Origin of the sequence: Dietzia sp. WMMA184 (assembly GCF_002441635.1) — a bacterium.
In the GTDB taxonomy this organism is placed as follows: Bacteria; Actinomycetota; Actinomycetes; order Mycobacteriales; family Mycobacteriaceae; genus Dietzia; species Dietzia kunjamensis.
In genome coordinates this window covers 3,349,285-3,368,330 of the sequence record NZ_NXEI01000001.1, presented here as the reverse complement: position 1 = coordinate 3,368,330, position 19,046 = coordinate 3,349,285, and the positions used below count along the sequence as shown (strand labels likewise).

Below are 19,046 nucleotides of genomic sequence, written 5' to 3'. Positions count from 1 at the left end.
TCGGTAGCGCCGGGACACAGCCTCACCGGACCTCCGCCACTCCCCACGCCCCCAACCAGATCGCCTTGATGGACGCCAGCATCCGGGCGGACTCGGCTTCGGCGGGCTTGAGCGACCGGTCCTGGTAGAAGGCCATGACGATCATGTCCGTCAGCCTGTCGACGATCGCCCCGTGGTCATCGGACAACGGGGCGATCAGCCCGGCCTCCGCGTCCTGCCCCATCTGCTCCGAGAGGTGGGCGTTCAACCCCGTCACCAACTCGGTCCAGCGGGACCTCACCTCGTCGTCGTATCCGGTCGCCTGTACTCCGGCCACCATCACCTGGTCGTGTTCCACCCACGCGGCGTAGGACTGGCCGAAGAGCCGGTCGAAGTAGTCGGAGTGCGATTCCCCGGCCCGCCGGTGGTAGCTCCCGACGGTGTCGATCCAGGCGTCCCAGGCCCGCCCGACCAGCTCCCCCAGCACCTCGTTCTTGGACTCGAAGTAGAAGTAGAAGTTCGGCCGCTTGATCCCCGCGGCCTCGGTGATGTCCTTGACCGAGATGTCCGATGCCGGCATCTGCTCGAGCAGTCCCTCGAACCCGTCGAGGATGACCTGCCGCTGGACCTCGCCTTTAGGGATACGCCTGCGACGGCCGTCGACAGCGTCGGAGGCCGGTGTCGGTGACGGGCCGGAAACCATGATCGCCAATCCTAGGGTCGCGGGGCGCGGGGTCCGTCAGGCGTGCGGCCCGTCGCTCAGGCGACCGGGACCGCGGTGCGGGACGACTCGAAGACCAGGCCCTCGAAGCGACCCGAGTTCCACCAGTCCTCGATCATGTTCCAGAAGTCGATCTCCGACGAGTTGTACACGTCGCGGAACACGGCCTTGGACACCTCGCCCTGCCCGTTGTAGTACCCCGGAGTGCACCCACCCCAGTACGCCTCGCGCGGCTCGTTGGACCGGCGCACCTCGGCGACCCAGTCGGCCTCGGCCTCGGCCGTCGGCTCGAAAGTGCCGAGATCGTTGTCCAGCAGGTGCTTGACCAGCCGAGCGGCGTGCCGGGCCTTGCGGTCGAGCATGTAGACGAAGTTGACGTAGTAGGCGGTCTGCGACATCCCCAGCTCGACGAAGTTCGGGAAACCGTGCGTGAAGAACCCGTGGAAGGTCCGGGCCCCCTCGGAAAAGTACTCCTGCATCGAGTGACCCTCGCGCCCGATCACGTCGTAGCCGTAGATGCCCGCCGGGCCGGACCCGGTCTCGAAGCCGGTGGCGAAGATGATGCAGTCGACCTCGTAGTGCGTGCCCGCCACCACGATCCCCGTGGAGGTGATCCCGTCGATCCCGGTCGGCGACGCGGCCAGCGTGACATTGGGCCGGTTGAACGTCTGCAGGTACTCGTCGTTGAAGCAGGGGCGCTTGCACATGTAGCCGAACCACGGCTTGAGACCGTCGGCGGTCGCGGGATCCGTGACGATCGAGTCGACCCGCTGATGGGCGCCCATGAGCAGCTTCATGTCCGCGAGCTCGGCGACCAGCGCCTGGTCCGCCTCCGGGAGTTCACCGACGGGCGTGTCCACCAGGGGCTGGCCCGTCAACTGCGGGAACAGGTGGGTCCAGCCGTCGTCGACCAGGTTCCCGTCCACCTCGTGCCCGGAGATGATCCCGTTGAAGTTGTCGTGCCGCTCGTACTGCCAACCGGGCTGGAGCGACTCGGCCCACCGCGGGTCGGTCTTGCGGTTGTTGCGCGGCTGCACGACGCTCGGCGTGCGCTGCACCACGATCAACTCCTCGGCGTCCTCACCGAGGTAGGGCACCACCTGCACGCCGGTGGCGCCGGTGCCCACCACGGCGACGCGCTTGTCGCGCAGGTTCTCCAGGTTCCCGGCCGCCGATCCGCCGGTGTAGTCGTAGTCCCAGCGGCTGGTGTGGAAGATCTTGCCCTCGAAGTCCGCGATCCCGGGCACCTTCGGCAACTGCGGCTTGGTCAGTGCGCCGTTGGAGCGCATGAGGACGCGAGTGCGGAACCGGTCGCCGCGGTCGGTGGTGACCTCCCATCGCTGGGCCTGCTCGTCCCACTGCGCGTGGGTGGCGCGGGTCTGGAAGTAGGTCTTGTCGTAGAGGTCGTAGTGCCGGCCGATGCGCTGGGCGTGCTCGAAGATCTCGGAGCCGTCGGCGTACCGCTGGCTGGGGATGTACCCGGTCTCCTCGAGCAGCGGCATGTAGATGTGCGATTCGATGTCGCACTGGACGCCCGGGTAGCGGTTCCAGTACCAGGTACCGCCGAAGTCGCCGCCGTACTCGACGATCCGGAAGTCCTCGACGCCGTTCTGCGTGAGGTAGGCACCGGCGGTCAGCCCCCCGAACCCGCCTCCCAGGACCAGGGTGTCGAGCTCCTCGGTGACCGGCTCGCGGGTGATCGGGTCGGAGAACGGATCGGCGTCGTCCACCTCGAGGAGGTCCTCCAGGCCCTGGAACTGGGCCAGTTGGTCCCGGCGCAGGCGGGCCTGCTTGTCCGCCTCGAAACGCTGACGGAGGTGGTCGGGGTCGAAATCGATGTCGAGGGGGATCTGCGATTCGGGGAGGGTGAAGGCCATGCTGGTGTCCTTTGGCGAAGGGTGCGTCCGCGGGCAGGGGTTCCGTGGACGGGGTGTCGATCAAACTTGACGCTCCGTCAAGTTGTGACGAGCATTACATACACTGTGTGATGTGCGCAACAGGCCAACGGGGATTCGGGCGGGCCGGACAGGTGGCCGGCACGTCCCACACCGACAGGTCCCGGCTGATCAAAGTAGGTACGGTGGCCTCACCATGACCCCTCCGCGCTCCCCCTCGCCCGACCCGGCCGGTTCCGCGGCGAGCCCGGTCGATGTGACCGGCTCAGCCGATCAGGCCGCGCGCACCCGGCCGCTGGTGGTCGCCGTGATCGGTGCCGGCGCGATCGGCGGCGCGGTCATCGAAGCACTCGAGCGGGGCGACGTCCCCGGGGCCGGGCTCGGCGATGTGCTCCGCTCCCGCAGCACGGACGAGGAGATCACCGACGCCATCGAGGCGGCCGACGTGGTGGTTGAGGCCAGCAGTGTTGACGCTGCCGAGGAGTTCATCCCGCGAGTGACGGCCGCCGGCACGGACATGATCGTGTGCTCCTGCGGGGTGTTCGCCCGCCACTCGGACCCCCTCGAGCTCCTCGCCCGCGGGCCCGTCTCCGGTCGCGTACTCGTCCCCGCCGGGGCGGTGGGCGGACTCGACATCCTCTCGGCGGCCGCACTCGCGGGCACCGACGACGCACTCCTGCGGCACTACACCATCAAGAGCCCGGCCGCGCTGGACGTCGACGAGCAGCTCACCGAGCGACGGGAGGTGTTCCGCGGGTCGGCCCGCGAGGCGGCGCTGGCGTTCCCGCTCACCTCCAACGCCTCGGTCGCGCTCGCGCTGGCCACGCTGGGATTGGACCGGACCGAGGTGGTCGTCGTCGCCGACCCGGAGGTCCGTCGCACCCGCCACGTCGTGGAGTGGGTCTCGCCGATGGGTCGCTACGAGCTGCAGTTCGAGAACGCCGTGGACCCCGACTCCGGCGGCCGCACCTCGGCGATCACCGCGTGGTCGGTCGCGGAGGTCCTCTCCGGTCTCGCGGCCGGGGCGGGGCCGGGCGTGGTGGTGCTCGGCCAGGACCCGGGCCGCGGTTCGCGTCGAGAGGCGAAAGACCGGCCGGTGACAGGCCGACCGGTGGAAGCTCGACCGCCGAGCCCCTAGCGTGTGGGTCCCAGTCAACGAGAGGTGCGACTATGACCAACGCCCGACCGTCAGACCCGGATCCCGCCCAGAGCCCGGACGTGGATGACACCGGTTCCGCCCCCGCCGGGGTGACGCCGGACTCCGACTCGACCTCGTTGCAGTCGGACAGTGCGGCCAGGAAGCAGGCCCCCACGGAGCGGCAGAGCCCGACTCCTCAGCCGGGACGCACGAGTCCCGTCGTGTGGATCGTGGTCATCGCCATCGTCGTCCTCCTCCTGGTGGTCGGCCTCGTCGGCTACGCGTTCGAGGTGTTCTAAAGCCATGCCCGCCGCGTTCGACACCGTGATCGTCGGGGCAGGCAATGCCGGGGTCTCCCTGGCGGCCCGCCTCAGGCGCGATGGCGTGGGCGGCATCGCGCTCATCGACCCCAGCCCGGTGCACCGCTACCGGCCGATGCTGAACTACGCCGCGGCCGGGCAGGCACGCATGTCCCGCTACGAGCGGGCCATGGCGACCGTGGTCCCGGACGGGGTCGAACTCGTGCCGCACGCGGCCACCCGCGTCGATCCCGACGCCCGGACCGTCACCCTCGACAGCGGCGCGTCCGTCAGCTACCGCGACCTGGTGTTGTGCCCCGGTCTCACCCCGCACTGGGAGGAGATTCCGGGACTGCAGGAGGCCTACGTCGACGGCTGGGCGGTGTCCGCCCACGTGCCCGAGTACGCCGGTCGGGCATGTGCCGCCCTCGTGCGTGAACGTGAGGGCACCGTGGTGTTCTCGGTTCCGCCCGAGCCGGCATCCTGCGGCGGGACGGTGCTCAAGGCGATGTTCCTGGCGTGCGACCGGTGGCGGCGGGCCGAGGTGCTCGACCGGATCGACGTGCACCTGGTGACCCCGTTCGGCGGACTGCTCGGACTGGAGAAGATCGACTCCCGATTGCAGCCGTTCATCGAGGACTACGGCATCACGGTGCACGCCGACACTCGGGTGACCGCTGTGGACCACGCCGCCCGGACCGTCTCGCTCGACGGCCCCGCCCCGGTGACCCTCGAGCACGTCAACCTCGCCTACGTCACCCCGGACAGCCGCGCACCGCGATTCGTCGCCGACTCGGGCCTGGCGACGGGCGACGCCGCCACGCTCGTCGAGGTGGACCCCCGCACCCTGCGCCACACGCGCCACGAGACGGTGTGGGGACTGGGGGACGCCGCGACCGTGGACACCCGCCCGTCCGGTGGCGCGTTGCGCGACCAGGTCGCGGTGGTGGCCGACAACCTGCGCGCCGCCCGCGACGGTGGGCCGCTGAAGGAGTACGACGGCTACACGGTCATCCCCGTGGCCGTGAGCAGGGGCCGACTGGTGCTCGACGAGCACGACCGGGACGGCCGGCCGGCCCCGTCGGTGCCGGGGATCGACCTCTTCGCCCCGCGACGGATGACGTACGCGTTCGACCGGTTCGTCCAGCCCGTCGTGTACTTCCGCAAGCTCCTGCGCGGCCGGGTCTGACCCGGCGACCGGTCCGTCGCCGAGGTCAGTGGGTGGCCAGTTCGATCTCGTCCCGTCGCGCCTGCGGGAGTTCACTGCCGCGACCGAGATCCACCTGCACGTGGTGGAGCGTGGCGCCGCGGACCGGGAACGATCCCTCGTACGCGGTGCTCACCGCGCTCCCCCGACTGCGCCCGATGTCGAGGGTCTCGTTCATGCTGAACATCGCGGGCGCCGTCACGGCGATCCGCCCGTGCCCCACCTGCTCACCGTCGACGAGCAGGCGCAGGTCCGCGCCCGCCGCGATCCCTCCGTCGTAGGCGAACTCGAGCTCGACGGTGCGCGCACCCGCGGCGAGCGGTTCGCTGCCGGCTGCCCGGCCGTGGTGGCGACCGAAGAAGTTGTACTCGAAGACGGGCACCCCGTCGACGATGTACAGCGTCATGCCTCCGAAGCGGCCACCCAGGCTGAGCAGCACACCCTCGCAGGACCCCGCCGCGGGGGAATCGCCGCCGTGGACCTCCAGCGACGCCGTGAGCCGGAACGCACGGTTGAGCAGCTTGGGCGCGGCCTTCTCGTTGAGCCCGTCCATGTGCGGGTACAGGGTGATCGACGAGCGGCCGCCCATGGGGTGGGGTGAGCGGTTGTCGACGCCGGCCTGGCGTCCCACGGTGCTGTCGTCCAGCGGCAGCACGTCGTACCGCGCGGCCTCGGCGATGAACTTCATCGTCAACCGCTCGAGGATCTCGGGGTGCTCGGCGGCCAGGTCACGGGACTGCGACCAGTCCGCGCGGGTGTCGTAGAGCTCCCATGTACTGTCCGCCAGCGGCGTGAGGTCGACGCCGGAGGTGGCCATCAGCCAGGGCGCCCGTTGCGCGGTCACGGCGGTCCACCCGTGGTCGTAGATCCCGCGGTTGCCGAAGATCTCGAAGTACTGGGTGGTGTGCCGGTCCGCGGCGTCGGGCTGGTCGAAGGTGTAGGTCATGCCCATACCCTCGAGGGGCTTCTGCGCCACACCGTCCACGGTGTGCGGCATCGGCAGACCCGCGGCCTCGAGGATGGTGGGGGCGATGTCCACGCAGTGGTGCCACTGGTGGCGCAACCTGCCCGGCTCGGCGATCCGGCCCGGCCAGTGCGCGACGAGGGCGTTCCGGGTCCCGCCGTAGTGGGAGGCGACCTGTTTGGCCCACTGGTAGGGGGTGTTCAGCGCCAGCGCCCAGGACGACGGGAAGTGCGGGTACGAGTCGGGGCCGCCGAGATCGTCCCACTTGGCCAGCAGTTCCTCGGTGGTCGAGGGCAGCCCGTTGAGTCCGGCGAGGTAGTTGAACGCGCCCAGCCGGCCGCCCTCCGTGGAGGCGCCGTTGTCCCCGACCATGTACAGGACCAGGGTGTTCTCCAGCGCACCCGTCGAGTCGAGATGGTCGATGAGTCGCCCGACCTGGTCATCGGTGTGCTCGAGGAACCCGGCGTACAGCTCCATGAGTCGGGCGGCGACCTTCTTCTCGTCGTCGTCGAGCTCGTCCCAGTGCGGCAGACCGGGCGCCCACGGTCCGAGCTCGGTGTCCTCGGGGACCACTCCCAGTTCCTTCTGGCGCGCCAGGGTCCGCTCGCGCAGGGCGTCCCAGCCGTCGTCGAACTCGCCGGCGTACCGGTCACGGTAGGACTCGGGGACGTGCAGCGGCGCGTGGACCGCGCCCAGCGGCAGGTAACAGAACCACGGCATGTCGGGGGCCACGGTGGAGACGTTCTCGACCCACTGGACGGCGTGGTCCACCAGGTCCTCGGTGAGGTGGTATCCCTCCTCCGGCGTCCGGGGCGGGTCCACCTGCCGACGCCCGTCGTAGAGGACCGGGGTGAAGTGGTCCGCCTCGGCGCCCAGGAACCCGTAGAAGGTGTCGAACCCCTCCTCGGTGGGCCAGCGGTCGAACGGCCCGGCGGCCGTGGTCTCCCACGGCGGGGTCTGGTGCATCTTGCCGAACGCGCCGGTGGCGTACCCGTTGCCGCGCAGCACCCGGGCGATGGTGGCCGCGGAGTCGGGCCGCATGCCCGTGTATCCGGGTGCGCGGGTGCTCATCTCGGTGATCACGCCCATGCCGACGCTGTGGTGGTTGCGCCCGGTGAGGGTCGCGGCGCGGGTCGGCGAGCACAGCGCGGTGGTGTGGAACCGCGTGTACCCCGCCCCGTTGTGGTTGAGGCGCTCGATGGTCGGGGTGCGGCAGGGGCCCCCGAACGCCGAGGACGTGCCGAACCCCACGTCGTCGAGCATCACCAGCAGGACGTTGGGCGCCCCCTGCGGTGGGCGGATCTGCTCGACGCCGGGGAACCCGTCCTGCTGGTCGCGGCGGTCCATCTCGGCGGGCACCCGACCGGCGAGCCGCCGCACGGGCAGGACGTGACGGTCGAGACCGGCCTCGGGGAACGCGTCGCCTGACGGGCTCATGCCGGCACGTCCCCGACGATGGCGACGCGCTCCATGACCCGACGATGGGGGAAGTAGTCACTGCACGCGTAGTGCTGGGTGGCCCGGTTGTCCCAGAACGCCACCGTGCCCGGGGCCCAACGCAGGCGTGCCTGGAAGTCGGGCATCTTGACCTGGTCGAGCAGGCGCCGCAACAACTCCCTGCCCTCGACCGGGTCCATGCCGTCGATACCGGTGGTGAACAGGCTGTTGACGAACAGGAGTCTGCGGCCGGTCTCGGGGTGCGTGCGGACCACCGGATGGTGCTGCGGCGGGTAGCGCTTCTGCATCTCGGCGAGCTTGTCGGGGGACATGCTCCGGCCGAACGACGGCGTGAAGTCGTGTGTGGCCGTCAGCCCGTCGATCCGCTCCTTGATCTCGTCCGGCAGCGCGTCGTAGGCGTTGCCCATGTCCGACCACAGGGTGTCGCCGCCGGCATCGGGGACCCGGATCGCCCGCAGCACCGAGCCCATGGGGGGCCGGTCCTGCCAGGTGACGTCCACGTGCCAGATGTTCTCCATGCCCGGGTTGTCCTGTCCGCGGTCGAACCTCACGACCTCGGGGATCTCCCCCTGGTCGAGGAGCGGGTGGACCTCCAGGTCGCCCCAGTGGGCGGCGAAGTCGCGGTGCTGGTGGGCGGTGACGTGCTGTTGGTCCCGGAAGAAGAGCACCTTCCTCTCGAGCAGCGCGGTCCTGAGTTCGGAGATCTGCTCGGGTGACGGGGCGGCGAGGTCGACGCCCTCGATGTCCGCTCCGATGAACGGGGTGACGGGCCGCACGCCGATGTGGTGGTAGGTGGCGGGCGGGGCATCGTCGGCCGTCAGCCGCATCCGCTTGGGGCCGAACTCGATGTCGTGATCGCCGATCGTGACCTGCATGGGGGTTCCTTCCGTGGCCGGTGGGCCTGATCGAGGGGACGACGCGCGAGGCGTAGACATCTGTCTACAGCGTGCTCAACCGTGACTGTAGACGATCGTCTACAGTGGCGTCCATGGATCTCCCCGAATCGGATCGCCCCGTCGGACGAGACGCAGTACGCCGCGCCGTTCTCGGCACCGCCCGCCGGATCTTCGCGGCCCGCGGGCCACGGGCGCCCCTGCGCCTGGTGGCCGAGGCCGCGGGGGTGAACCTCGGCCTCATCCACCGACACATCGGGAACAAGGACGACCTGCTGTCGGCGGTGCTCGAGGACGGCCTGCGGCACGGCACCGCCCGGGTGGGAGACCACGACGATGCCGGCCGGGCCGTCCACTCCATGCTCACCGGAGCCGTCGACAACCCGGATTTCAGCCGCCTCCTGGTGTGGCTTGCCCTGGATCCGGGCGCCGTGTCGCGGCCGCTGATCGACGCCTCGGTCCGGCCCGCCGGCGCGGTGTCCCGCATGACCGATCCCCCGCCGGCCGGCGAACTGCACCTCGCGCTCGCCCTCACGGTGATCTATGCCTGGCCGGTTCTGCGCGAGCAGATCCTCGACGTCCTGGACGTCGCAGCCGCCGACCGTGAGGACGTCGACACGCGGATGGCGGAACTCCTGTCCGAGGTGGTCACGGGCCGGGGAGCCGGGGAAGGACGATGACGACGACGAGGGCCTGCTGCGCACCGGGCGCCCCGCCCCCTCCCGACGGGCCGAACCTGCGGGGCCCGCGGTCCCCGGGCCGTGGAGCCGACCGTCCCCGCCGGCAGGTCCTGATTCCCGGCGGGACGTCGGTGATGGGCGACCACTTCGACGAGGGGTACCCCGACGACGGGGAGCTACCCCTGCACGAGGTGAGCCTGCGCTCGTTCCGGATGGACGAGTGCGCCGTAACCAACGCCCAGTTCGCCAGGTTCTGCAAGGACACCGGGTACGTGACCGACGCGGAGGACCTCGGCGTCTCGCCGGTGTTCCATCTCGCCGTGGAGGCCGACCCGGCCGACGTCCTCCACCACCTGGATTCCACGCCGTGGTGGGTGGCCGTGCGGGGAGCCGACTGGCGCCACCCCGGCGGGCGCCGGTCCTCGATCACCGCTGTGCAGAACCACCCGGTCGTGCACGTGTCCTGGAACGACGCGACGGCCTACTGCGAATGGGCGGGGGCCCGCCTGCCCACCGAGGCGGAGTGGGAGTACGCGGCACGGGGCGGCCTCGCCGGGGCCCGCTTCCCGTGGGGCGACGAGCTGACCCCGCGTGGTCGGTGGGGTCTCAATGTGTGGCAGGGACGGTTCCCCTCCCACAACACGCTCGACGACGGCCACCTGACGACCGCCCCGGTACGCGCGTTCCGGCCGAACGGATACGGCCTGCACCAGATGGTCGGCAACGTGTGGGAATGGTGCGCCGACGTGTTCGACCCCGGCTACTACGCGGTCTCGCCCCGAGAGGATCCCCGCGGTCCGCGCCCCGACGGGAGCCCGGGCGACGAGACGTGGCGCGTGATGCGGGGAGGTTCCTACCTGTGCCACGAGTCGTACTGCCACCGATACCGGGTGGCGGCCCGATCCGCGAACACCGCCGGTTCAGCTACTGCCAACCTCGGCTTCCGGTGCGTCCGCGACGTGTGACTCCCCTGGTCCGACCCCTGCACGCAGCGCGGCCTCGACCATGTCGTAGAGATGGGCGACGACCTTGTCGAAGTCGGCGTTGACCACGGCGTTCCGGGCGTCCCGACGGTCCTCGTAAACGGCCAGTGCACCGGTGAACATCTGGGTGGCCAGGTCGATACGTTCGAACGCCACCCGCCGCGGCAGGTGGGAGAGCACATCGATGAGGCGCACCACCACGTCGTCGGTCGCGGTGCGCAACTGCGCCTCCGGGATCCCGGGGGCCATGACAGGTCCGACCCGCTGCAGGAACCGTGCGTAATAGGTGGACTCGGGCTGGGACCGGAGCAGCTCGACGATCGGCTCGAACAGCACCCGCACGAGAGCCGCGAGGTCGGTGCCCAGGCCCTGCTCGTCGATCTCCGCCAACCGCTGCCGGCGATCGACGTCGAGGGCGGTCAGCCGGCGCCGCAGCACCTGCAGGATGAGACCGTCGCGGCTGCCGAAGTGGTACTGCACCGCGGAGTTGTTGCGTTGCCCGGCGGCGGTGGCGACGTCGCGCATCGAGACACGGTCCAGACCGCGCTCGCTGATCAGTTGCTCGGCGATCTCGAGCATCGCCGTCTTGGCGTCCCTCGCCTGGGCGGCCCCCTCGACCGAGGGTTCATTCGTCGGGTCCATCGGGCCCCTTCCTCCGCCTTGATTGAACAGTGCCCATACCGCCGCTGGACCGGGCCGGTCGGCGTCGATCAGATCTTGGCCGCTCCGGGGCTCCACTTGCGGCCGGCGGCCTCGCCCAGCTGGTTGAAGCTCAACACCGTGAGGAACAGGACGATGGCGGGAATCCCCACCAGTCCGGGGTACCTCTCGAAATCGGACTGACCGGCGCTGATCATGTTGCCCCACGTCGGTTCGGGCCGAGGAATGCTCAGTCCCAGGTAGCTCAGCGAGGCCTCCGCGACGATCAGCACCGCCACGAGCATGAAACTGTAGGACAGCACCGGCGCCACGATGTTGGGGGCCACCTCGCGCAGCATGATGCGGGTCTCTCCGGCACCGAGCGACCGGGCGGCGGTGACGAACTCGCGGCCGGCGAAGCTCATCGCGTTGGCGCGGACGAGCCGTGCGTACGACGGCACCACCATGATCCCCAGCGCCAGGGTGACGTTGAGCAGGGTCGGGTCGAGGACCGTGACGATCGCGATGAGCAGGATGAGCGACGGGAACGCCAGCAGGACGTCGCTGATGATGGAGACGATCCGGTCGGCCCAGCCGCCCTTGTAGCCGGCCACCAGGCCCAGCGCGCCGCCGATGAGGGCGCCGATGACGACACCGCCGATGCCCACCACGATGGAGACCCGGGCGCCGTAGAGCAGGCCGCCGAGGATGTCGAGGCCCTGACGGTCGGTGCCCAGGGGATGCGCCGTGAGCAGATCCGGCGGCAGCAGGGACCGGGTCGTCAGCGCGAACTGCGGGTCGCGCGCCTCGGCCAGCGGCAGGAAGTCGACGATCAACGCGCCGAGAACGATGAGGGCGGTCCACCCGAGGGCGAGCAGGGTGCCGACCGCGGAGAGCTTCGGCAGGCGCAGCTTGCGCCGGGCGGGCGCCTCCGCGGCGATGGTCGCGGTCGCGGTCGAGGCGACGGTGGAACGGGTGGGGTCGTTGTCAGCCACGGCGGATCCTCGGGTCGATGAGTGCATAGGTGACGTCGACGGTCATGTTGACCACGACGTAGAAGACGGCGATGACGATCACGCCGCCGAGCACCACGGGCAGATTATCGTTCTGGACGGCGTCGACGATCATGCTGCCCATACCGGGCAGGTTGAACAGCCGCTCGACGACCACCGTCCCGCCGATGAGGCGACCGAGGCTGATGCCGGCGAGGGTGATGATCGAGACCGTCGACGGCCGCAGGGCCTCCTTGACCAGGACGTGGCCGGTCGGCATGCCCTTCGCGCGCGAGGACAGGACGAAGTCCTGTTGCAGGGTCGAGATCATGTCGGTCCGCAGGACGCGGGTGAAGATCGCGACCTCCATCAGCGCGAGGGTGAGCGCGGGCAGCATGATGCTGCGCAGGTTCTCCCCCAGCCCCTCGGCCAGCGGCGCGTAGCCCTGGCGGGGGAACTCGGGCAGGAACAGCGCGATCACGGCGATCACCCCACCCACCGCGAGACCGGCGATGAGGGACCGGCCCCAGGTGACGCCGGGTGCCCCGCGCCCGCCCCGACGGCCCAGCGGCGACAGCGTCACCACCAGCCCGATCACGACCGCCGCGCCGAGGATGAGCTGCTGCGCGAAGGAGTGGTTGAACACCAGCAGGTAGATCAGCAGCAGCCCGGCCACGAAGCTGGGCACCGAGATGAACGCGAACGACACGACCGAGGCGACCTGGTCGAACACCCCACCACGGCGGTAGGCCGACCACACCGCCACCGGGACCGCGATCGCCAGCGACAGGATGATCGACAGGAACGCCAGCTGGATGGTGACCGGCAGCGCGTTGCCGATCATCTCGGTGACCGGCTGGTTGGGCGGGATGAGCGAGTTGCCCAGGTCGGCCGAGGCCATACTGCCGACCCATTCCGCGAACCGGGTGGTGACCGGGTCGTCGAGACCCAGCTCCTCCCGGGCTGCCTGGTATTGCTCCGCGGTCGCGCCCGGCCCCACGGCGGATGCCGCGGAGTCGCCGGGAACGGCCTCCATCAGGAAGAACGCGCCGATGGTCGCGAGTACGACGACGACGACCGCGTGCAGAGCGCGTTCGCCAATGAACCTGAGCACGTGGGGAGACCCCTTCGTTTGAGTCACCGCCTGAGGCGGCTTCTTAATCACCTTGACGTGGAGACCCTATGCCGTGATACTCATCACAGCAACACGTTCTAAGCAGTTGTCTTAGATCCCCGTCCGAGACACCAACCCCAGGAGGCAGCCATCGCCGCCGCAGCACCCAGCGGACACGGGCCTTCGGACCCCGACCTGCTGCTCGAGGTCCGGGACCTGCGCACCCACATCGACACCCCCGACGGTCGCATCACGCCCGTCGACGGGGTGAACATCTCCCTGCGCCGGGGCGAGACGATCGGCATCGTGGGCGAGTCCGGCTCGGGCAAGTCGATGCTCGTGCGGTCGATCATGGGCATCGCGCCAACCACCGCCCGCGTCGATCAGGGCTCCACGGTCCGCTTCGACGGCCGGGACGTCCTGTCCCTGTCCCAGCGCGAGGCGCAGAAGTTCTGGGGCCGCGAGATCGCCATGGTGTTCCAGGACCCGTTGACCTCGCTCAACCCGATCCGGACCATCGGGCGCCAGATCACCGACCCGCTGCGCCACCACCTGGGACTGAGCCGCCGCGAGGCCACCGACCACGCGGTCGAACTGCTGACCCGGGTGCGCATCCCCTCACCGCGCGCCCGGCTTTCCGAGTACCCGCACCAGCTCTCCGGCGGCATGCGCCAGCGGGTCGGCATCGCGATCGCCCTGTCCTGCTCGCCCAAGCTCCTCATCGCCGACGAGCCCACGACCGCGCTCGACGTGACGGTGCAGCACGAGATCCTCGACCTGCTGCACGGGCTGCAGGCCGATTCGGACATGGCGATGATCCTCGTCAGCCACGACCTCGCGGTGGTCTCGCAGCACACCGACAGGATCGGGGTCATGTACGCCGGACGGTTCCTCGAGGTGGGCGACACCCGGGCCCTGCTCGACGAGCCCGCACACCCGTACACCGGGGCGCTGCTGGACTCGATCCCGCGTCCCGACCTGCCGCCGCACACCCGGCTCACCGTGATCGAGGGTCGCCCGCCGAACCTGCGGGAGATGCCCGCCGGCTGCCGGTTCGCACCCCGCTGCCCGCGTGTGGCCGACGACTGCCTCGCCGTGGATCCGCCGCTCGAGGACCTGGCGACGGCACCCGACGTGACACCGCGGTTCGCCGCCCCCATCGCTGAAATCCACCGCGCCGCGTGCCATCACCCGCTCGTCCCCGCCACTTCCAGCACCACCAGCGAGGCATCATGACCGTCCCCTCCCCCCACCTCACCGGTTCGGCCGAGCCGGACGCCGCGGGCCCTCCGGCCGATGCCGACGTCGTCGTCGACGAGCACGGGGCCGACAAACTCGTCGTCGACCACGTGACCGTCGAGTACCACACCCGCAAGGGCACGGTCCACGCCGTCTCGGACGTCTCCCTCACGGTCCCCCGCGGCTCCACACTGGCCCTGGTCGGCGAGTCCGGCTGTGGAAAGTCCAGCCTCGGCCGGGCGATGCTGCAGCTGCCCCGCCCGAACTCCGGGCGCGTGATGGTCGACGACACGGACCTGTGCTCGCTGTCCGGAGCGGCCCTGACCCGGGCCCGCAAGATGATCCAGATGGTCTTCCAGGACCCCGTGTCCTCCCTCAACCCGCGCCGCAGGGTCCGCGACATCGTGGCCGAGGGCCTCGAGATCCAGGGCGTCGACGGTGGACGCGAGGAGATCCGTCGCCGCGTCGACGCCGCCCTCGAGGCCGTCGGACTCGACCCCGAGCACGCCGGCGGCCGCCGCCCGTCGGAGTTCTCCGGCGGGCAGTGCCAGCGCATCGCCCTGGCCCGCGCACTCGTCCTGGAGCCCGAGGTGCTGGTGTGCGACGAGCCGGTCTCGGCCCTCGACGTCTCCGTGCAGGCACAGATCCTCAACCTCCTCGAGGAGATGAAGGAGCGCTACCGCCTGACGATGATCTTCATCTCCCACGACCTGTCGGTGGTGCACAACATCGCCGACCGCGTGGCGGTGATGTACCTCGGCACCGTCTGCGAGGTCGCCGACACCGAGTCGCTGTACCGGGCCCCGGCCCACCCGTACACGATGCTCCTCATCTCGTCCGCGCCCACGCTCGGCGGCACGCTCGCCGACACGCTCGGCGAGGACTCCATCACCGCGACCAGCTCCGAGCTGCCCTCGCCCCTGAACCCCCCATCCGGATGCAGATTCCGAACCCGGTGCCCACTGGCCACCGACATCTGCGCCACCGAACGCCCCCCGTTGGTCGACATCGCACCCGGCCACCAGGTCGCGTGCCACCACCCTCTCCAGGAGAATCGATGAAGCGCACCACCAGCGCCATGGCCGTCCTCGCGGCCGCCGCCCTGACCCTGTCCGCCTGCGGCGGCGGGGAGGAGTCCACCTCCGCCTCCGGCGGCGCCGAGGGCCAGGCCCCCGACCAGTCCGAGCGGTGCACCGAGGACCGGGCCGGCGGCGAGATCACCGTGGGCGAGTTCTCCATGCTCCCGTCCTTCGCGCCCGGCCAGGGCCAGTACGGTGTCCGCGGCGGCGCGCAGTCGGCGGCCGTCTACGACCGGCTCATGGTGTGGAACCCCGAGGCCGAGGAGTTCGAGCCCAAGCTCGCCGAGTCCCTCGAGGCCAACGACGACAACACCGTGTGGACCCTCACCCTGCGTGATGGCGTCACCTTCTCCAACGGCGACCCGCTCACCGCGGAGGACGTCGCGTTCACCGTCGGCCTGCACAAGGACCCCGCCACCCGCTCGGTCGCCATGACCGACGCGATGGAGATCACCGAGACCCGCGTGGTGGACCCGCTCACCGTCGAGTTCACGCTCGCCCGGCCGTGGTCCGGGTTCCCCGTCGCGCTCGCCGGCACCATCGGTGAGGTCATCCCCCAGAAGGCCTACGAGGCCGCCGACCCGCAGGACTGGGCCCGCAATCCGATCGGCGCCGGCGCGTTCACGGTCGCCAACTACATCCCCGACCAGGAGACCGTCCTGGAGCCCAACCCCGACTACTACGGCGGCCCCGTCTGCCCGACCCTGAAGTTCATCCGCATCCCCGGCTCCCAGGGCACCTACGACGCGTTCCAGACCGGTGAGCTCCAGGTGGGATTCCTGCGCGGCGCCAAGTTCGTCAACATGGCCACGGCCGACGAGGTCCGCGGCTTCGAGGAGATCATCGGCTCCGGCTCGGTCATCAACATGAACTCCGGCAAGGCCGGCTACGACGGCATCCTCACCGATGTCCGCGCCCGCCAGGCCGTCGCCGCCGCCATGGACCGCGACCTGTGGAACCAGCGACTGTACGACGGCGAGGGTCAGCCGACCTCCGCCTTGGTCGCCGAGTCCTCCCGCCTGTTCGACGGCCAGGAGGGCCCGACGTACGACGTCGAGCGTGCGAAGTCGCTCGTGGAGGAGCTCAAGGCCGACCGCCCCGACTGGGACGGCTCCCTGCGGATGCTCATCTCCGACGGCCCCGAGAACATCGAGGCCGGCGTGGTCGCCAAGGCGCTGCTGGACGCGGCCGGGTTCAACGTCCAGATCGAGAACGCCCCGGTCTCCCAGGTCACCGCGCGTCAGTTCACCGGCGACTACGAGATCGTGATCGGCGGCCTGGCCACCTCGGACGCCGACCCGGCGTCCACGTTCGCCAGCGCGTTCACCCCGACCGGCGCGACCAACCTCACGGGCATCGACGACCCCGAGCTCACCGCCGCGGTCAACGAGCTCAAGGCCGCCGCGGACCTCGACGCCCAGAAGGAGGCGATGACCCGACTGCAGGAGGTCTTCAACGAGGTGCAGCCGTTCACCGTGATGGCCAACGCCGAGCAGTACGTGGCCGTCTCCGACACGGTCGGCGGACTCACCCCGACCCTGTCCTCGACCGTCCTGTACGACGGGGCGTTCGTGAAGGAGTGATCACTCCCCCGCGGTCCTGACGGGCCGCGCCCGAACCACACAGACGTGCCCCGGGCTCCCGCCCACCGGTGAGAGCCCGGGGCATCTCTGTGCCGGAAACACCTATGAGCGGTGAGCCGACCGGCCCGCCGCCCCTCACGATCAGGAGAACAGATGACCCGCGCCACCAGCGCCCTGGCCGTCCTCGCCGCGACCACCCTCGCGCTCACCGCATGCGGAGGAGGCGGAGCCGATCCCACCGCCTCGGCCTCCGGCGCCACCGCCCCGGACCAGTCCGAGCGCTGCACCGCCGACCGCGTCGGCGGCACCATCACCATGGGCGAGTACGCGATGCTCCCCTCGTTCGCGCCCGGCCAGGGCCAGTTCGGTGTCCGCGGGGCCACCGAGTCCGCGGCCGTCTACGACCGCCTCATGCGGTGGAACCCCGAGGCCGCCGAGTTCGAGCCCAAGCTGGCCGAGTCGCTCGAGGCGAATGACGACAACACCGTGTGGACGCTCACGCTCCGCGACGGCGTCACCTTCTCCAACGGCGATCCGCTCACCGCCGAGGACGTCGCGTTCACGATCGACCTCCACAAGGACCCGAAGACCGTCTCCAACGCGATGACCGACGCGATGCAGGTCGAGCAGGCCCGCGTGGTGGACCCGCTGACCGTCGAGTTCACGCTCACCGAGCCGTGGGCCGGCTTCCCGATCCTCCTGGCCGGGACCGCGGGCGAGGTGATCCCCAAGGACGCCTACGAGGCCGCGGACCCCGCCCAGTGGGCCCGCAACCCGATCGGTGCCGGCGCGTTCACGGTCTCCGAGTACATCCCGGACCAGGAGCTGGTGCTGGAGCCCAACCCGGACTACTACGGCGGTCCCGTCTGCCCCACCCTCGAGTTCATCCGCATCCCCGGCTCCCAGGGCACCTACGAGGCGTTCCAGACCGGCGAGGTCCAGGTCGGGTTCCTGCGTGGCGCCAAGACCGTCACCGCCGCCCAGGACGCCGGCGACCGGGGCTTCGAGACCATCACCAGCGCCGGCTCCATCGTCAACCTCAACGCCGGTAACGCCGGATACGACGGCGTCCTCACCGACGAGCGGGCCCGTCAGGCGTTCGCCATGGCGCTCGACCGGGAGCTCATCGATCAGCGCCTCACCGACGGTCTCGGCCAGCCCACGTCCGCCATCATCGCGGAGTCCTCACGCTTCTACGACGGGCAGCAGGGCCCCGAGTTCGACGTCGAGCAGGCCACCGCCCTCATCGACGAGGTCAAGGCCGACCGTCCGGACTGGAACGGCGAGCTCACCCTGCTCGTGGCGGACAGCCCGGAGAACATGGAGTCCGGCGTGGCGGTGAAGGCGCTGCTCGACGCGGCGGGCTTCAACGTCACCATCCAGAGCCAGCCGGTCGCGCAGGTCGTGGCCCGCCAGTTCACCGGCGACTACGAGGCCGTCATCGGCGGGCTGTCCCCCTCGGACGCCGACCCGGCCTCCACCTTCGCCAGCGCCATGACCCCCGGTGGCTCACTCAACATCCCGGGCGTCGACGACCCCGAGCTCACGAAGGCCGTGACCGCGTTCAAGGCCGCCGGCGACCTCGAGGCGCAGAAGGCCGCGGCGACCGACCTGCAGGAGGTCTACAACCGGGTCGTGCCGTTCGCCGTGATGGCCAATGCGCAGGAATACGTGGTGGTCGACGACTCCGTCAAGGGCGTCTCGCCGAGCCTGTACTCCACGATGTTCTTCGACGGGGCGTTCGTCCAGGAGTAATCGCGCGGCCCGCCCGCCTCTCGAACACCGACGGCCCCGGATCCCGGAGACATCTCCACGGGATCCGGGGCCGTCGGCTGTCCGGGGTGGCGCGAGGCGGGGTGGGGCGGGCGGGCCAGGCGGACAGCAGCCTCGCCGCTCACAGCCGCGCCGCTCACAGCCGCGCCCCAACGTGGCGTCTCGCGCGCACCGCGGGGTGGGCGAGACGCCACGGCCAGGAGCGGCTGGTGAGATCCCGTGCATTTCCGGGAGCGAGACGCCATGCCAGGGGGCGGCTGCGCCGAAATGGGCGCACTCCGGCGAGCGCGGGAAGCCAACCCCGAGCGCGGGAAGCCAACACCGAGCGCGAGACGCCAGGCGCGGGAGCAGATGCCAAGCGTGCCGGGAGCCCAGGAGCCCAGGAGGCCCGGACGCGGGCCAGCTCAGGC

Annotated in this window: 16 protein-coding genes; 9 read left to right on the top strand and 7 right to left on the bottom strand. The window is 70.4% G+C overall.

Going from position 1 to position 19,046, the window contains the following annotated elements:
• Window positions 1-22: 22 nt before the first annotated feature.
• Together CK206_RS15520 and CK206_RS15515 are read right to left on the bottom strand one after the other, a co-directional pair.
• Complete coding sequence (locus tag CK206_RS15520) at window positions 23-682, bottom strand: TetR/AcrR family transcriptional regulator (protein ID WP_096906952.1); 660 nt, start codon at window positions 680-682, stop codon at window positions 23-25.
• 56 nt (window positions 683-738) lie between these two features.
• On the bottom strand, window positions 739-2,577 hold the full coding sequence (locus CK206_RS15515; RefSeq protein ID WP_096906951.1) for an NAD(P)/FAD-dependent oxidoreductase: 1,839 nt from the start codon (window positions 2,575-2,577) through the stop codon (window positions 739-741).
• A 214-nt stretch (window positions 2,578-2,791) separates the two neighbouring features.
• Between CK206_RS15515 and CK206_RS15510 the strand changes: the two genes are divergently transcribed.
• From CK206_RS15510 to CK206_RS15500, 3 genes are read left to right on the top strand one after another with little or no spacing between them, the layout of a single operon-like run.
• Window positions 2,792-3,733 carry an aspartate dehydrogenase domain-containing protein gene (locus CK206_RS15510; protein ID WP_096906950.1) on the top strand — a complete coding sequence of 314 codons (942 nt, stop codon included), beginning with the start codon at window positions 2,792-2,794 and terminating at the stop codon, window positions 3,731-3,733.
• 32 nt (window positions 3,734-3,765) lie between these two features.
• Entirely contained in the window at window positions 3,766-4,032 is a 267-nt protein-coding gene (locus CK206_RS15505) for a hypothetical protein (RefSeq protein WP_067716453.1), read from the top strand.
• 4 nt (window positions 4,033-4,036) lie between these two features.
• Entirely contained in the window at window positions 4,037-5,221 is a 1,185-nt protein-coding gene (locus CK206_RS15500) for an NAD(P)/FAD-dependent oxidoreductase (protein ID WP_096906949.1), read from the top strand.
• 25 nt (window positions 5,222-5,246) lie between these two features.
• Here CK206_RS15500 and CK206_RS15495 read toward each other — a convergent pair whose 3' ends face one another.
• Entirely contained in the window at window positions 5,247-7,640 is a 2,394-nt protein-coding gene (locus CK206_RS15495; RefSeq protein ID WP_096906948.1) for an arylsulfatase, read from the bottom strand.
• A complete protein-coding gene (locus CK206_RS15490) occupies window positions 7,637-8,536 on the bottom strand; it encodes a TauD/TfdA family dioxygenase (protein ID WP_096906947.1) in 900 nt (299 codons plus the stop codon). The genes CK206_RS15495 and CK206_RS15490 overlap by 4 nt, the downstream gene beginning before the upstream one ends.
• Window positions 8,537-8,649: 113 nt before the next feature.
• Between CK206_RS15490 and CK206_RS15485 the strand changes: the two genes are divergently transcribed.
• Together CK206_RS15485 and CK206_RS15480 are read left to right on the top strand one after the other, a co-directional pair.
• Complete coding sequence (locus tag CK206_RS15485; protein ID WP_067716469.1) at window positions 8,650-9,234, top strand: TetR/AcrR family transcriptional regulator; 585 nt, start codon at window positions 8,650-8,652, stop codon at window positions 9,232-9,234.
• Between the two features lie 134 nt (window positions 9,235-9,368).
• Window positions 9,369-10,199, top strand: a complete 831-nt coding sequence (locus CK206_RS15480) for a formylglycine-generating enzyme family protein (RefSeq protein ID WP_067716444.1) — start codon at window positions 9,369-9,371, stop codon at window positions 10,197-10,199.
• On the opposite strand, the gene CK206_RS15475 is transcribed toward CK206_RS15480, so the two are convergent.
• The 3 genes from CK206_RS15475 to CK206_RS15465 all read right to left on the bottom strand — a co-directional run bounded on the left by CK206_RS15475 (window position 10,155) and on the right by CK206_RS15465 (window position 12,962).
• On the bottom strand, window positions 10,155-10,859 hold the full coding sequence (locus tag CK206_RS15475) for a TetR/AcrR family transcriptional regulator (RefSeq protein ID WP_067716442.1): 705 nt from the start codon (window positions 10,857-10,859) through the stop codon (window positions 10,155-10,157). The two genes, CK206_RS15480 and CK206_RS15475, sit on opposite strands and share 45 nt — an antisense overlap.
• A gap of 68 nt (window positions 10,860-10,927) precedes the next feature.
• Window positions 10,928-11,851 carry an ABC transporter permease gene (locus CK206_RS15470; RefSeq protein ID WP_067716439.1) on the bottom strand — a complete coding sequence of 308 codons (924 nt, stop codon included), beginning with the start codon at window positions 11,849-11,851 and terminating at the stop codon, window positions 10,928-10,930.
• A complete protein-coding gene (locus tag CK206_RS15465) occupies window positions 11,844-12,962 on the bottom strand; it encodes an ABC transporter permease (RefSeq protein WP_067716436.1) in 1,119 nt (372 codons plus the stop codon). The genes CK206_RS15470 and CK206_RS15465 overlap by 8 nt, the downstream gene beginning before the upstream one ends.
• 267 nt (window positions 12,963-13,229) lie before the next feature.
• On the opposite strand from CK206_RS15465, the gene CK206_RS15460 reads away from it, so the two are divergent.
• The 4 genes from CK206_RS15460 to CK206_RS15445 all read left to right on the top strand — a co-directional run bounded on the left by CK206_RS15460 (window position 13,230) and on the right by CK206_RS15445 (window position 18,618).
• The gene (locus CK206_RS15460; RefSeq protein ID WP_067716433.1) at window positions 13,230-14,198 is read left to right on the top strand and encodes an ABC transporter ATP-binding protein; all 969 of its coding nucleotides are present in this window, start codon (window positions 13,230-13,232) and stop codon (window positions 14,196-14,198) included.
• On the top strand, window positions 14,195-15,262 hold the full coding sequence (locus CK206_RS15455; RefSeq protein ID WP_082923919.1) for an ABC transporter ATP-binding protein: 1,068 nt from the start codon (window positions 14,195-14,197) through the stop codon (window positions 15,260-15,262). The genes CK206_RS15460 and CK206_RS15455 overlap by 4 nt, the downstream gene beginning before the upstream one ends.
• Entirely contained in the window at window positions 15,259-16,863 is a 1,605-nt protein-coding gene (locus CK206_RS15450; protein ID WP_096906945.1) for an ABC transporter substrate-binding protein, read from the top strand. Before CK206_RS15455 ends, CK206_RS15450 begins: the two co-directional genes overlap by 4 nt.
• Before the next feature lie 153 nt (window positions 16,864-17,016).
• Window positions 17,017-18,618, top strand: coding sequence for an ABC transporter substrate-binding protein (locus CK206_RS15445; RefSeq protein WP_096906944.1), 1,602 nt, complete (start codon window positions 17,017-17,019; stop codon window positions 18,616-18,618).
• The last annotated feature ends 428 nt before the right edge of the window (window positions 18,619-19,046 follow it).